Genomic DNA, 14,427 nt, shown 5'->3' with positions numbered 1-14,427 from the left:
CGCCGATGTCTCCGCTGGACCGCACCCGTTTGTTCGAAGCCCTCGCCCTCGCCGAGGGCTCGATCGGCCTCAGCGACCCCAACCCGCGTGTCGGCTGCGTCATCGGCCACGAAGACGGCCGCGTGCTCGGCCGCGGTGCGACCCAGCGTGCCGGCGAAGCCCACGCCGAGGTGATGGCGCTGCGCGACGCGGCGGCCGCCGGCCACGCGCTGCGCGGCGCCACCGCCTGGGTCACGCTGGAGCCCTGCGCCCACCACGGCCGCACGCCGCCGTGCTGCGACGCGCTGGTGGCCGCGGGCGTCGCGCGCGTCGTCGTCGCGGTCGGCGACCCGTTCCCGCAGGTCGCCGGCGCGGGCATCGCGCGGCTGCGCGCCGCCGGCGTGCAGGTCGAGATGGCCGACGCGGACATCGCCACGGCCGCGCGTGAGCTCAACATCGGCTTCTTCTCGCGTGTCGAGCGTGGCCGCCCCTGGGTGCGCATGAAGATCGCCGCCTCGCTGGACGGCCGCACCGCGCTGCCCAACGGCGCCAGCCAGTGGATCACCGGCGCCCAGGCGCGCGCCGACGGCCACGCCTGGCGCCGGCGTGCCGGCGCCGTGCTGACCGGCATCGGCACCGCGCTGGCCGACGACCCGCGGCTGGACGTGCGCCTGGTGCCGACCGCGCTGCAGCCGATGCGCGTGCTCGTCGACTCGCGGCTGCGCCTGCCGGCCACCGCGCGGCTGCTCGCGCCGCCGGGGCGCTGCCGGGTCTTCCACGCCGCCGCGCAGCCGGCCGACACGCACCCGCTGCGCCTGGCGGGCGCCGAACTGCACGCCCGCCCCGGCGCCGACGGCCAGGTGGACCTGGCCGCGGTGCTGGCCGATCTCGCGGCGCTGGGCGTCAACGAACTGCACGTCGAAGCCGGCGCCCGCCTCAACGCGGCGCTGCTCGCCACCGGCCGGGTCGACGAGCTGCTCGTCTACGCCGCGCCTGTGCTGCTCGGTGCCGGGCGCGGCATGGCGGCGCTGGGGCCCTACGACAGCCTCGCCCAGGGCCTGCGCTTCACCTTTGCCGGCACCACCCGTGTCGGGGATGACCTGCGCCTGCTGCTGCGTGCCATGTGAATGGGGGGATGCCTCCTAGGGGGGCGTCGCTATCATCGTTTCGAGGGGTTGCGCCGTCCGGGTGCCGCTCGTGAGGAGGGTCTCGATCGATGGTCTCCATCCAACGCTGTGCACGGTTCGCGCTGACCGCGTGTTCGCTGTTCTTCGCGGGCGCGGCGCTCGCGGTGCCGACGACCTATTACGGCTTCGACGAAAGCCCGCAGGGCCAGGTGCCGACCGATGGCGAGTCCTATGCGGTTCGCTCCCAGTTCCTGTCCGACCTGAAGAGCGGCACGGTCGCGGGCGAGAGCTTCGAGAGCTACGAGTACCGCTCGACGCCGGCGACCCTGTTCGGCGGCAAGGCGGGCCTGTCGGTGGCCGACGTGCAAGGCCGCAGCCAGATCGGCCAGGAGACCTTCGACGACGGCGGCGTCAGCTCCGGGCGTTTCAACACCACGCCCGAGGGCCAGTATTTCTGGGAAAGCTCGCGTTCCTTCACGCTGACTTTCGCCACCGCGATCAACGCCTTCGGCTTCTACGCGACCGACGTCGGCGACTTCGACGGCCTGCTGACGGTGACCGTCAACGGCGAGGACTACGACGTCTACGGCGAGACCGGCGGCGGCACCGGCAGCCGGGGCTCGCTCACCACCACCGCCGACACCGACCCCGACTCGACCAACGGCAGCCTGATCTTCTGGGGCATCGTCGACCTCGAGACGGCCTTCAGCGAGATCGTCATCACGATCACCCAGAACCAGGGTGCCGACGCCGACGCGCTGGGCTTCGACGACCTGCTGGTCGCGACCACGGCGGCCCAGCCGCCGTCGGAGGTGCCCGAGCCGGCCTCGCTGGCGCTGGCCGCCTTCGCGCTGGCCGGTGCCGCGGTGGCACGCCGCCGCCGCCAGGGCTGACGCCGCCGCCGCGGGCGGCTCGATTTCACGGGCGGGCGCCGCGAGGCGCCCGCCCTTTCGTTTGCCTGTCCGGGCCGCGCCGGGAGCGACGCCTACAATTCCACGATGCCGATTTCCCCTGTCCCCGAGCTGGTCGCCGAACTGGCGGCCGGCCGCATGGTCATCCTCGTCGACGAGGAAGACCGCGAGAACGAGGGTGACCTCGTGCTCGCCGCCGAGCACGTCACCCCCGAGGCGATCAACTTCATGGCCCGCTACGGCCGCGGCCTGATCTGCCTGACGCTGACGCGCGAGCGCTGCGAACGCCTGCACCTGCACCCGATGGCCACGCGCAACGGCACCCGCATGGGCACCGCCTTCACGGTGTCGATCGAAGCCGCCACCGGCGTCACGACCGGCATCTCGGCGGCCGACCGCGCGCGCACCGTGCAGGCCGCCGTCGCGCGCGACGCCACGGCCCACGACCTGGTGCAGCCCGGCCACATCTTCCCGCTGATGGCCCAGGACGGCGGCGTGCTGATGCGCGCCGGCCATACCGAAGCCGGCTGCGACCTCGCCGGCATGGCCGGGCTGACGCCGGCCGCGGTGATCTGCGAGATCATGAAGGACGACGGCACGATGGCGCGCCTGCCGGACCTGGAGGTCTTCGCCCGCGAGCACGGCCTGAAGATCGGCACCATCGCCGACCTGATCCACTACCGCAGCCGCAACGAGACGCTGATCCAGCGTGTCGGCCAGCGCCGCGTGACGACGCCGCACGGCGAGTTCGACTGCATCGCCTACCGCGACAAGGGCGGCGGCCTGCACCTGGCGCTGACCCACGGCCACTGGACGCCGGCCGACGAGGTGACGGTGCGCGTGCACGAGCCCTTCACCGTCTTCGACGTGCTCGACGCCTGCGGCGGCAGCCACTCCTGGCCCCTGCCGGCGGCGCTGGCCGCGCTGCAGGCGGCCGAACGCGGCTGCGCGGTGCTGCTCAACTGCACCCACGACATCGAGACGCTGCTGCCGCAGGTCGTACCGCCGGAGCAGCGCGAGGCCGCACCGCGCACGCCGGCCGACCTGCGCACCTACGGCGTCGGCGCGCAGATCCTGCGCGAGCTGGGCGTGCGCCGCATGCGCCTGCTCGGCAACCCGCGCCGCATGCCCAGCATGCCGGGCTACGGCCTGGAGATCACCGGCTTCGTCGCCGCGCACGCCTGAGGAGCACCATGCAGAACGCCGAACAGGGCCAGGCCGCCGATCTCGACGGCAGCGGCCTGCGCATCGCCATCGTGCGGGCGCGTTTCAACGACCCGATCACCGCCGCGCTGGCCGAGGCCTGCCGCGCCGAGCTGGCGCGCCTGGACGTGGACGCGGCCGACGTGCGCGAAGTCACCGTGCCCGGCGCGCTCGAGGTGCCGGTGGTGCTGGCCGCGCTGGCCGCCTCGGGCGGCTACGACGCGCTGGTCGCGCTGGGCTGCATCATCCGCGGCGAGACCTACCACTTCGAACTGGTGGCCAACGAAAGCGGCGCGGGCGTCACGCGCGTCGCGCTGGACCACCGCCTCCCCATTGCCAACGCCATCCTGACCGTCGAGAACGAAGCCCAGGCCTGGGCCCGTGCCGAGGACAAGGGCCGCGACGCCGCGCGCGTCGCCGTCGAGATGGCGAACCTGCTGGAAGACCTGTCTTGAGCACCGAACCCACTGCCGCGCGCAAACGCGCCGCGTCCAAGTCCTCGCGCCGCCGTTCGCGCGAGATCGCGCTGCAAGGCCTCTACGAGTGGCTGATCAGCGGCGCCGACGCCGGCACCATCGACGCCCACATGCGCGAGCAGGACGGCTTCGACAAGTGCGACCGCGCCCATTTCGACGCCCTGCTGCACGGCTGCATCGCCGAAGCCTCGGCACTCGACGCGGTGCTCGCGCGCCACGTCGACCGGCGCACCAACCAGCTCTCGCCGGTCGAGCACGCGGTGCTGATGATCGGCGCCTACGAGCTGACGCACTGCCTGGAAGTGCCGTACCGCGTCGCGATCAACGAGGCCGTCGAGCTGGCCAAGAGCTTTGGCGGCACCGACGGCCACAAGTACGTCAACGGCGTGCTCGACAAGGCCGCCGGCGACCTGCGCCCGGCCGAGGTCGCCCAGCGCCGCGCCCAGGGGGCCTGATGCGCATCGCCAGCCGGGTCGCGCGCATCGACCCGTTCTACGTCATGGAGTGCGCCAAGGCGGCCGACCGCATCGCCGCCAGCCCCGCCTGCGACCCCGCACGCGGCGGCGAGCCGATGATCTACCTGAACATCGGCGAACCCGACTTCACCGCGCCGCCGGGCGTGCAGCGCGCCGCCGAGGCCTGCCTGGCCGCCGGCCGCACGCAGTACACGCCGGCGCTGGGCCTGCCCGCGCTGCGCGAGCGCATCGCCGGCTGGTACCGCACGCGCTGGGGTGTGGAGGTCGACCCGGCGCGCATCGCCGTCACCGCCGGCGCCTCCGCCGCGCTGCAGCTCGTCTGCCTGGCCTTGTTCGAGGCCGGCGACGAAGTGCTGATGCCGGACCCGAGCTACCCCTGCAACCGCCATTTCGTCGCCGCCGCCGGCGGCACGGCGCGGCTGGTGCCGGCCGTGCCGGCGGCGCGTTTCCAGCTCGACGCCGGCTCGGTGGCGGCGTTCTGGACGCCGGCCACGCGCGGCGTGCTGCTGGCCTCGCCGAGCAACCCGACCGGCACCTCGATCGCGCCGGCCGAGATGGCGGCCATCGCCGAGACCGTGCGCGAACGCGGCGGCGTGACCATCGTCGACGAGATCTACCTCGGCCTGGGCTACGACGAGGCCTTCGGCCACAGCGCGCTGGCGCTGGGCGAGGACATCGTCTCGATCAACAGCTTCTCCAAGTACTTCAGCATGACCGGCTGGCGTGTCGGCTGGGTGGTGCTGCCGACGGCGCTGGTCGGCGCGGTCGAGAAGCTGGCGCAGAACCTCTTCATCTGCCCCTCGACGGTGGCCCAGCACGCCGCGCTGGCGTGTTTCGAGCCCGAGGCCATCGCCGAGTACGAACGCCGGCGCGAGGAGTTCCGCCGCCGCCGTGACTTCATCGTGCCCGAGCTGCAGAAGCTGGGTCTCACGGTGCCGGTCATGCCCGACGGCGCGTTCTACGCCTGGGCCGACTGCTCGCGCTTCTCGCCCAGCAGCTGGGACTTCTGCATGCGCATGATGGAGCGCGCCCACGTCGCGATGACGCCGGGCCGCGACTTCGGCCCGACCGCCGCCGAACGCTACCTGCGCCTGTCCTTCGCCAACTCGATGGCCCAGCTGGAGACCGCGATCGCGCGCCTGGCGCGCGAACTCCGATGAGCCGGCGGCAGCCCCGCCGGCCGCCGGGCCGTTGCTGCGCTGCCGCATAATCGCCCGCCGATGTCCGAGCCCGCCGAATTCCGCCACCGCGTCCGCGTCTACTGGGAAGACACCGACGCCGGCGGCGTCGTCTACTACGCGAACTACCTGAAGTTCTTCGAGCGTGCGCGCACCGAGTGGCTGCGCTCGCTGGGCATCGGTCAGGAAGCCGGGCGCGTGGCCACCGGCACCGTCTTCGTCGTCGCCGACGCCAGCGTCTCGTACCGCCGCCCGGCGCGGCTGGACGACGAGATCGTCGTCACCGCGCGCGTGTCCGAGCTGTGCCGCGCCTCGCTCGTCTTCAGCCAGCAGGCCTGGCGCGGCGAGGAGCTGCTGGCCGAAGCCCAGGTGCGCGTCGGCTGCGTCGACGCCGCGACCTTCCGCCCCGTGCGCATCCCGCTCCCGATCTTCGACGCCCTCCGATGAACCAGGATCTCTCGATCATCTCCCTCGTGCTGCAGGCGAGCGCCGTCGTGCAGCTCGTGATGGCCGGCCTCGTGCTGGTCTCGCTGGCCAGCTGGACCGTCATCTTCGGCAAGCTCTTCGGCCTGCGCACCGTGCGCAGCCGCAACGAAGCCTTCGAACGCGAGTTCTGGTCCGGCCGCAGCCTGACCGAGCTGAACCAGGCGGCGACGAACAAGGCCGACGCGGCGCCGATCGAACGCATCTTCGCCAGCGGCATGCGCGAGTTCCTGAAGCTGCGCGAACGCCGCCTGGACGCCGGCGCCCAGCTCGACGGCGCGCGCCGCGCGATGCGCGCGAGCTTCCAGCGTGAGCTCGACGCGATCGAGAGCCACCTGAGCTTCCTCGCCTCGGTCGGTTCGGTCTCGCCTTACGTCGGCCTGTTCGGCACCGTCTGGGGGATCATGCACGCCTTCGTCGGCCTGTCCAACCTGCAGCAGGTGACGCTGGCCACCGTCGCGCCGGGCATCGCCGAGGCGCTGGTGGCCACCGCGATCGGCCTGTTCGCGGCGATCCCGGCGGTCGTCGCCTACAACCGCTTCGCACGCGACATCGACCGCATCGCGACCCAGTTCGAGACCTTCATCGAGGAGTTCTCGAACATCCTGCAGCGCAACGCGACCGGCCCCGCAGGGAGCGTCTGAGATGCCGGCCGTGGCTTCCCGCGGCGGCCGCGGCCGCCGGCGCTCGATGAACGAGATCAACATGGTCCCGTTCATCGACGTGATGCTGGTGCTGCTGATCATCTTCATGGTCACCGCGCCGCTGATCACCACCGGCCTCGTCGACCTGCCCTCGGTCGGCAAGTCGCAGCAGCGCCCGAGCGCGGTGGTCGAGATCGTCGTCGGCAGCGACGAGACCCTGAAGCTGCGCCTGATCGACGGCAGCAAGGCCGGCGAGCCCGACGCGGTCAAGCTGCCGCAGCTCGTCGAGCGTGTGCGCGAGGCCCAGGGCGGCAAGCCCGAGGTGCCGGTGGTCATCAGCGCCGACCGCAACGTCAAGTACGAGAGCGTCGTGCGCGTGATGGACACGCTGCAGCGCGCCGGCGTGCAGCGCGTCGGCCTCTCGGTCAAGCAGGGAGCCTGAACCCGTGGCGCACGACGCGCTGCAGCCCCGCCCGCCCGACAGCCTCGTGCCCGGCGCCGGGCTGGCGCTGCTCGTTCACGCGCTGCTGATCGTCGGCCTGACGGTCGCGGTCGACTGGCATTCGGCCGAGCCCGAGACCATCAGCGCCGAGCTCTGGGCCGCGGTGCCGGAGTTCGCCGCGCCACCGCCGGCACCCGAGCCGCCGCCCCCGGAGCCCGAACCCAAGCCCGCCCCCGAGCCGAAGCCGGCGCCGCCGCAGGCCGCGCCCGACCGCGACGCCCAGATCGCCACCGAACGCGCCGAACGCCGCAAGAAGGAAGAGGAGCGCGAGAAGCGCGAGCTCGCCGAGAAGCAGGCGGCGCAGAAGAAGGCCGACGAGCAGAAGGCGCGCGAGAAGGCCGAGGCCGAGAAGAAGGCCAAGGCCGAGGCCGACGAGAAGAAGAAGGCCGAGCAGCAGAAGCTCGCCGCCCAGAAGGCCGAGGCTCAGCGCCTGGCCAAGCTGCGCGAGGATCAGCTGAAGCGCATGCAGAACTCGCTCGGCGGCACCGGCACCGGCTCGCCGACGTCCACCGGCACGGCCGCGCGCGACGCCGGGCCGTCGGCGTCCTACGGCGGCAAGCTGCGCCGGCTGATCAAGGACAACACGATCTTCAGCGAGTCGGTGGCCGGCAACCCGCAGGCCGAGGTCGAGGTGCGTGCCGGCCCGACCGGCACCGTCATCGCGCGCCGCCTGGTCAAGTCCAGCGGCGTGCCGTCCTGGGACGAGGCGGTGCTGCGTGCGATCGACCGCATCGGCACGCTGCCGCGCGACGTCGACGGCCGCGTGCCGCCGGTGATCGTCGTCACCGCGCGGCCCCACGACTGATCAGCACTCGGCGCCGCCGGCCGCGCGCAGGTCCTGCGCCGTGGCCAGCGCGGCGGCCAGCGCCACGCGCACGCCCTCGACCTGGGTCGCCAGCGGCAGGCTGGGCCCGGGCCGGCGCGCCGCCTGCGCCGGCAGCAGCGGCAGGTGCATGAAACCGCCGCGCACGCCCGGCCGCGCCGCCAGCCGGTGCATCAGGCCGTAGAAGACGTGGTTGCAGACGTAGGTGCCAGCGGTCTGCGACACCGAGGCCGGCAGGCCGGCGGCGTGCAGCGCCGCGACCATCGCCTTGACCGGCAGCGTCGCGAAGTAGGCCGCCGGGCCGCCTGCGAGCACCGGCTGGTCGACCGGGCAGGCGCCGAGGTTGTCGGGAATGCGCGCGTCGTCGACGTTGATCGCCACGCGCTCGACGCTGAAGTCGGCACGGCCCGCGGCCTGGCCCAGGCACAGCACCAGCGCCGGCGAATGCCGCGCCAGCGCCTCGTCCAGCGCCTGCAGCGCCGCGCCGAAGGCGCAGGGCAGGCGCTGCGCGGCGACACGCGCGCCGCCGATCGGGTGGCCGTCCAGCGCCGCGCAGACCTCCCACGACGGGTTGATCTCTTCGCCGCCGAAGGGCTCGAAGCCGGTCAGCAGCAGGGTCGGGAGGCTATCGGTCATCGGATTAATGTCACTTTAAGTCGCGAGCCAGACAGTGCCGGCCGTGAACACCGCCGACACCGACCCGCCACGCTGGACGATAAACGCCCGCGTCGAGACCCTGCTGCTGGGCGCCAGCGTCTTCTGGGCGCTGGCCGTCAACCAGCGTTTCTTCGCCGGCGCGCTGGCCGGCCACCCGGGCAGCAGCCTGGGGTTCACGCTCGCGCTCGGCCTGGCACTGGTGGCGCTGCACTTCCTGCTGCTGGCGCCGTTCGCCACCCGCGTCACCGTCAAGCCGCTGCTGGCGCTGATGTTCGTCGCCACCGCCTTTGCCGCGCACTACATGAACCGGCTGGGCCTCTACCTCGACCCGTCGATGCTGCGCAACGTGCTGCGCACCGACCTCGCCGAGGCCAGCGAACTCTTCACGCCCTCGCTCGTGCCCGACCTGCTGCTGCTGGCCGGGCTGCCGATGCTGCTGCTCTGGCGGGTGCGTCTGGTGCGCCGCGGCGGCTGGGTCTCGGCGCTGGGCCTGCGCATCGCCTCGGTCGGCGTCGCCGCGGCGCTGCTGGTGGGCACCGTCGTCGCGCAGTACCAGCCGCTGGCCTCGCTGATGCGCAACCACAAGGAGCTGCGCTACCTGGTGACACCGGCCAACTACCTGTGGTCGCTGGCCAGCGTCTTCGGCCGCGAGGCGCGCGCCAGCGGGCCGAAGACGCCGATCGGCACCGACGCCCGGCCCGGCCAGAGCTGGCAAGACGGCGGCCGGGCACGCGTGGTCGTCTTCGTCGTCGGCGAGACCGCACGCGCGGCCAACTGGGGCCTGGACGGCTACACGCGCCAGACCATGCCGGAGCTGGCCACGCTGCCGGTCGTCACCTTCGGCGACGTGACCAGCTGCGGCACCAACACCGAGGTCTCGGTGCCCTGCATGTTCTCGGCGCTGGGCCGGCGCCATTACGACGAGCGTGCGATCCGCGGCAGCGAGTCGCTGCTGAACCTGCTGGCGCGCGCCGGCGTCGGCGTGCGCTGGCGCGACAACCAGGCCGGCTGCAAGGGTGTCTGCGACGGCGTGCCCTCGGAGACTGCGGCTGCGGTGGCACCTGCCGCGCTGTGTCCCGACGGCCGCTGCCTGGACGAGGCCCTGCTCGCCGGCCTGGACGACTGGCTGGCCGGCGTGAAGGGCCGCCAGATGCTGGTGCTGCACCAGCTGGGCAACCACGGCCCGGCCTACTTCCGCCGCTACCCGCCGCAGTTCGAACGTTTCAAACCCGCCTGCCGCGACGAGGACCTGCGCAACTGCTCGCGCGACGAGATCGTCAACGCCTACGACAACGCCCTGCTCTACACCGACCACCTGCTGGCGACGCTGGTGCGCACGCTGCAGGCGCACGCCGACCGCGTCGACGCGACGATGGTCTACGTCTCCGACCACGGCGAGTCGCTGGGCGAGAACAACTTCTACCTGCACGGCCTGCCCTGGCCGATCGCACCGCAGGAGCAGAAGAAGGTGCCGATGCTCGTCTGGTCGAGCGCCGGCGGCTCGCTGGACACCGCCTGCCTGGGCCGCCGCGCCGCCCAGCCGGCCAGCCACGACAACCTGTTCCATCTGATGCTGGGCCTGCTGGACGTGCAGACGGCGCTGTACGAGCCGGCGATGGATCCCAGCCACGGCTGCCGCCGGGACACCACGCCCTGATGGCCGCCGCCCTGCTGCGACGCGAGCTCGGCGTCGTGCTGGCCGCGCTGCTGCCCGTTCTCGCCTGGGACGCCAGCGGGCTGGACCTGCCGCTGCAGCGCCTGCTCGGCGGGCCCGAGGGTTTCGTCTGGCGCTCGCACTGGCTGACGAGCACCGTGCTGCACCAGGGCGGGCGCGCGCTGGCCTGGGTGATCGTCGTGCTGCTCGCGCTCAACGTCGTGCGGCCGCTGCTCGGCTGTGCGCTGACCCGCACCGAGCGGCTGCGCTGGCTGCTCGTCACGCTCGCCGTCTTCGCCGTCGTGCCGCTGCTCAAGAGCGGCAGCGCGACCAGCTGCCCCTGGTCGCTGGCCGAGTTCGGCGGCAACGCCTCCTACGTGTCGCACTGGCGCTGGGGCGTCGCCGACGGCGGCCCGGGCCACTGCTTCCCGTCGGGCCACGCCACCGCCGCGGCGGCCTTCTTCACCGGCTGGTTCGCGCTGCGCGGGCGCCATCCGCGCGGCGCGCGCCGCTGGCTGGCGGCGACGCTGCTGCTCACGGCGCTGCTCGGCGCCGCGCAGATGGCGCGCGGCGCGCACTACCTCAGCCACGTGCTCTGGGCGGCCTGGGTGTGCTGGCTGGCGGCCACCGTCACCGCCCCGCGGGCGTTGCCGCAGCCGGCCTACACCGGCTCGCCGTAACCGCCGCCGCCGGGTGTCTCGACGACGAAGACGTCGCCCGGCGCCATCACCACCGAGCCGATGTGGCCCAGCGGCTCGACACGGCCGTCGGCCCGTTCGACGCGGTTCACGCCCGGCGCGCCCGGCCGGCCGCCGGCCAGCCCGAAAGCCGGCACCTCGCGGCCGTTGCTGAGGATGGACGCGGTCATCGCCTCGAGGAAACGCACCCGGCGCACGCCGCCGTCGCCGCCGCGCCAGCGGCCGGTGCCGCCCGAGCCGGCGCGCAGCGCGTAGCTCTCCAGCAGCACCGGGAAACGCTGCTCCAGCACCTCGGGGTCGGTCAGGCGCGAGTTCGTCATGTGCGTCTGCACGACCGCCGTGCCGTCGAAACCCGGGCCGGCACCCGAGCCGCCGGAGATCGTCTCGTAGTACTGGTGGCGCTCGTTGCCGAAGGTGAAGTTGCTCATCGTGCACGGCCCCGAGGCCATCACGCCGAGCGCGCCGTAGAGCGCGTTGGTGACGCACATCGAGGTCTCGACGTTGCCCGCCACCACCGCCGCCGGCGGCCGCGGGTTGAGCATCGAGCCCTCGGGCACGATGACCTTCAGCGGCTTCAGGCAGCCGGCGTTGAGCGGGATGTCGGCGTCGACCAGGGTTCGGAAGACGTAGAGCACCGCGGCCATCGTCACCGCCTTCGGGGCGTTGAAGTTGTTCGCCAGCTGCTCGCTGGTGCCGCTGAAGTCGATCGTCGCCTCACGCGCCGCGGTGTCGACGGTGACCTTCACGCGGATCAGGGCACCGTTGTCCAGCGGGAGCTCGAAATCACCGTTCTTCAGGGCACCGATGACCCGGCGCACCGACTCCTCGGCGTTGTCCTGCACATGGCCCATGTAGGCGGCCACCGTCTCGCGGCCGTACTGGGCGACCATCGCACGCAGCTCGTGCACGCCTTTCTCGTTGGCGGCGATCTGCGCGCGCAGGTCGGCGAGGTTCTGCTCGGGGTTGCGCGCCGGGTGCGCGCCGGACGTCAGCAGCGCGCGCATCCCGGCCTCGCGCAGCCGCCCGCCTTCGACCAGCAGCACGTTGTCCAGCAGCACGCCTTCCTCGGCGATCGAGCTCGAGAACGGCGGCATCGAGCCCGGCGTGATGCCGCCGATGTCGGCGTGGTGGCCGCGGCTGGCGACGAAGAACGCCGGCTTCGCATCCGCGTCGGCCAGGTAGACCGGCGTGACGACGGTGACGTCGGGCAGGTGCGTGCCGCCGTGGTACGGGTCGTTGAGCACGTAGACGTCGCCCGGCTTCATCCCGGGGTTGCGCACGATGACGCTGGCGATGCTCTCGCTCATCGAGCCCAGGTGCACCGGCATGTGCGGCGCGTTGGCGATCAGCCGGCCCTCGGCGTCGAACAGCGCGCAGGAGAAGTCCAGCCGCTCCTTGATGTTCACCGAGTAGGCGGTGTTCTGCAGCCGCGAGCCCATCTGCTCGGCGATGCTCATGAAGAGGTTGTTGAAGACCTCCAGCAGCACCGGGTCGGCGTCGGTGCCGACGGCGTGCGCGGCGGCACGCGGCGCGATGCGCTCCAGCTCCAGCGAGGCGTCCGGGCGCACCCGCGCGCGCCAGCCAGGTTCCACAACCGTCGTCGCGTTGCGCTCGGCGACGATCGCCGGGCCGTCGATGCTCGCACCGGCGGCGAGCGTCTCGCGCTGGTGCAGCGCCGCGTCGTGCCAGCCGCCGTGATCCCCGTGGTAGAGGCGCACGTGCGCCGCCGGCTCGGGCGTGAACGGCGCCGGTTCGGCCGCGATGTCGGCAACGCCGAAGGCTTCGCCCGAGGCCACCGCCTCGACGCCGACGGCCTCGACGACCAGCGTGCGCCCGGGCATCGTGAACGCGAAGCGGCGGCGGTAGGCGGCCTCGAACGCCTCGGCCAGCGCCGCGGCGTCGCTGTTCCAGGCGAGTTCGAGCGCGGTGTCGGTGCCGGCGTACCGCAGGTGCAGGCGCTCGCGGCAGTCGATGGTCTCGCGCGCCACGCCCTGCGAGGCCAGCTCGCCGGCCGCCACCGCGGCCAGTTCGTCGAGCCGGGCACGCGCCGCGGCCAGGCCGGCGGCGTCCAGCGGCGCTTCCAGCGAGGCCTCGCGCATCACGATGCGGTCGGCCAGCCCCATGCCGTAGGCCGACAGCACGCCGGCCAGCGGATGCACGAAGACGCGGCCCATGCCCAGCGCGTCGGCCACCGCGCAGGCGTGCTGGCCGCCGGCACCGCCGAAACACTGCAGCGTGTAGCCGGTGACGTCGTAACCACGCGCCACCGAGATGCGCTTGATCGCGTTGGCCATGTTCTGCACCGCGATCGCGAGAAAACCTTCGGCCAGCGCCTCGGGCGTCGTCGGCCGGCCGGTCGTGGCCTGGACCTCGGCGGCCAGGGTGGCGAAACGCGTGGCGACGCCGTCGGCGTCCAGCGGCTCGTCGGCGCCGGGGCCGAAGACCTTCGGGAACCAGGCCGGCTGCACACGCCCGAGCAGCACGTTGGCGTCGGTCGTCGCCAGCGGGCCGCCGCGGCGGTAGCAGGCCGGGCCCGGATGCGCGCCGGCGCTCTCCGGGCCGACGCGCAACCGGGCGCCGTCGAAGGCCAGGATCGAGCCGCCGCCGGCGGCCACGGTGTGGATGCTCATCATCGGCGCGCGCATGCGCACGCCGGCGACCTGGGTCTCGAAAGCCCGCTCGAAGTCACCGGCCCAGTGGCTGACGTCGGTGCTGGTGCCGCCCATGTCGAAGCCGATCAGCTTGCGGTGGCCGGCCGCCGCGGCGGTGCGCACCATGCCGACGATGCCGCCGGCCGGGCCGGACAGGATCGCGTCCTTGCCCTGGAAACGCGTGGCCTCGGTCAGCCCGCCCGAGCTCTGCATGAACAGCAGCCGCACGCCGGGCATCTGCGCGCCGACACGGTCGACGTAGCGGCGCAGGATCGGCGACAGGTAGGCGTCGACAACCGTCGTGTCGCCACGCGGCACGAACTTCATCAGCGGGCTGGTCTGGTGCGAGGCGCTGACCTGGCTGAAGCCGGCCTCGTGCGCCAGCCGCGCCGCGGCGGCCTCGTGCGCCGTGTGCCGCCAGCCGTGCAGGAAGACGATGGCGCAGGACTTGAACCCGGCTTCGCGCGCCTCGGCCAGCGCGGCGGCCAGCGCCGCCTCGTCCAGCGGTTGCAGCACGCTGCCGTCGTCCTGCACACGTTCGTCGGCTTCGACGACCCGCGCGTAGAGCAGCTCGGGCAGCACGATGTGGCGGTCGAAGAGCCGCGGCCGCGCCTGCCACGCGATGCGCAGCGCGTCGCGGAAGCCGCGTGTGGTGACCAGCAGCGTCGGCTCGCCCTGGCGTTCGAGCAGCGCGTTGGTGGCCACCGTCGTGCCCATCTTCACGCAGTCGACGAGCTCCGGCGTGATCGCCTGTCCCGGCGCCAGGCCGAGCAGGCGGCGCATGCCCTCGACGGCGGCGTCCTCGTAGTGCTCCGGGTTCACGGACAGCAGCTTGAGCGTGTGCAGCGCCCCCGCCGGGTCGCGGCCGACGACGTCGGTGAAGGTGCCGCCACGGTCGATCCAGAACTGCCAGAGCCTCTTCGTCACGCGTCGCTCCTCGAAGCCGCCGATCGCGGCGCCGTCGA

At 73.0% G+C, this 14,427-nt stretch carries 14 protein-coding genes; 12 read left to right on the top strand and 2 right to left on the bottom strand.

Going from position 1 to position 14,427, the window contains the following annotated elements; translation table 11 throughout:
- Positions 1-5 precede the first annotated feature (5 nt).
- The 10 genes from ribD (at position 6) to tolA (ending at position 7,784) form a co-directional block, all read left to right on the top strand.
- Positions 6-1,106 (top strand): bifunctional diaminohydroxyphosphoribosylaminopyrimidine deaminase/5-amino-6-(5-phosphoribosylamino)uracil reductase RibD, encoded by a 1,101-nt coding sequence (ribD, locus tag EV684_RS21675; protein ID WP_132649431.1) that lies wholly within the window; start codon positions 6-8, stop codon positions 1,104-1,106.
- 89 nt (positions 1,107-1,195) lie between these two features.
- The gene (locus EV684_RS21670) at positions 1,196-1,999 is read left to right on the top strand and encodes a PEP-CTERM sorting domain-containing protein (RefSeq protein WP_132649430.1); all 804 of its coding nucleotides are present in this window, start codon (positions 1,196-1,198) and stop codon (positions 1,997-1,999) included.
- Positions 2,000-2,104: 105 nt separating this feature from the next.
- A complete protein-coding gene (gene ribBA / locus EV684_RS21665; protein ID WP_132649429.1) occupies positions 2,105-3,202 on the top strand; it encodes a bifunctional 3,4-dihydroxy-2-butanone-4-phosphate synthase/GTP cyclohydrolase II in 1,098 nt (365 codons plus the stop codon).
- An 8-nt stretch (positions 3,203-3,210) separates the two neighbouring features.
- On the top strand, positions 3,211-3,675 hold the full coding sequence (gene ribH / locus EV684_RS21660; RefSeq protein ID WP_132649428.1) for a 6,7-dimethyl-8-ribityllumazine synthase: 465 nt from the start codon (positions 3,211-3,213) through the stop codon (positions 3,673-3,675).
- On the top strand, positions 3,672-4,151 hold the full coding sequence (gene nusB / locus EV684_RS21655; protein ID WP_132649427.1) for a transcription antitermination factor NusB: 480 nt from the start codon (positions 3,672-3,674) through the stop codon (positions 4,149-4,151). The genes ribH and nusB overlap by 4 nt, the downstream gene beginning before the upstream one ends.
- Positions 4,151-5,332: a pyridoxal phosphate-dependent aminotransferase gene (locus EV684_RS21650; protein ID WP_132649426.1), complete on the top strand. Its 1,182-nt coding sequence runs from the start codon at positions 4,151-4,153 to the stop codon at positions 5,330-5,332. Before nusB ends, EV684_RS21650 begins: the two co-directional genes overlap by 1 nt.
- A gap of 60 nt (positions 5,333-5,392) precedes the next feature.
- Positions 5,393-5,797, top strand: a complete 405-nt coding sequence (ybgC, locus tag EV684_RS21645; RefSeq protein WP_132649425.1) for a tol-pal system-associated acyl-CoA thioesterase — start codon at positions 5,393-5,395, stop codon at positions 5,795-5,797.
- A complete protein-coding gene (gene tolQ, locus EV684_RS21640; protein ID WP_132649424.1) occupies positions 5,794-6,477 on the top strand; it encodes a protein TolQ in 684 nt (227 codons plus the stop codon). Before ybgC ends, tolQ begins: the two co-directional genes overlap by 4 nt.
- Position 6,478: 1 nt before the next feature.
- The gene (locus EV684_RS21635; RefSeq protein WP_132649423.1) at positions 6,479-6,919 is read left to right on the top strand and encodes an ExbD/TolR family protein; all 441 of its coding nucleotides are present in this window, start codon (positions 6,479-6,481) and stop codon (positions 6,917-6,919) included.
- 4 nt (positions 6,920-6,923) lie between these two features.
- A complete protein-coding gene (gene tolA, locus EV684_RS21630) occupies positions 6,924-7,784 on the top strand; it encodes a cell envelope integrity protein TolA (protein ID WP_132649422.1) in 861 nt (286 codons plus the stop codon).
- Here tolA and pcp read toward each other — a convergent pair whose 3' ends face one another.
- Positions 7,785-8,438 carry a pyroglutamyl-peptidase I gene (gene pcp / locus EV684_RS21625; protein ID WP_132649421.1) on the bottom strand — a complete coding sequence of 218 codons (654 nt, stop codon included), beginning with the start codon at positions 8,436-8,438 and terminating at the stop codon, positions 7,785-7,787.
- A 43-nt stretch (positions 8,439-8,481) separates the two neighbouring features.
- Here pcp and EV684_RS21620 point away from each other — a divergent pair, with 43 nt between their 5' ends.
- Both EV684_RS21620 and EV684_RS21615 read left to right on the top strand, forming a co-directional pair.
- Positions 8,482-10,116, top strand: coding sequence for a phosphoethanolamine transferase (locus EV684_RS21620; RefSeq protein ID WP_132649420.1), 1,635 nt, complete (start codon positions 8,482-8,484; stop codon positions 10,114-10,116).
- On the top strand, positions 10,116-10,793 hold the full coding sequence (locus EV684_RS21615) for a phosphatase PAP2 family protein (protein WP_132649419.1): 678 nt from the start codon (positions 10,116-10,118) through the stop codon (positions 10,791-10,793). The genes EV684_RS21620 and EV684_RS21615 overlap by 1 nt, the downstream gene beginning before the upstream one ends.
- Here EV684_RS21615 and EV684_RS21610 read toward each other — a convergent pair.
- On the bottom strand, positions 10,775-14,389 hold the full coding sequence (locus EV684_RS21610) for a hydantoinase B/oxoprolinase family protein (protein ID WP_132649418.1): 3,615 nt from the start codon (positions 14,387-14,389) through the stop codon (positions 10,775-10,777). The genes EV684_RS21615 and EV684_RS21610 overlap by 19 nt on opposite strands.
- Between the last annotated feature and the right edge of the window lie 38 nt (positions 14,390-14,427).

The organism is Rubrivivax gelatinosus (genome assembly GCF_004340905.1).
Taxonomy (GTDB): Bacteria; Pseudomonadota; Gammaproteobacteria; order Burkholderiales; family Burkholderiaceae_C; genus Rubrivivax; species Rubrivivax gelatinosus.
Note: the sequence above shows the minus strand (reverse complement) of the source record. Positions and strands in the feature narration are given on the sequence as shown.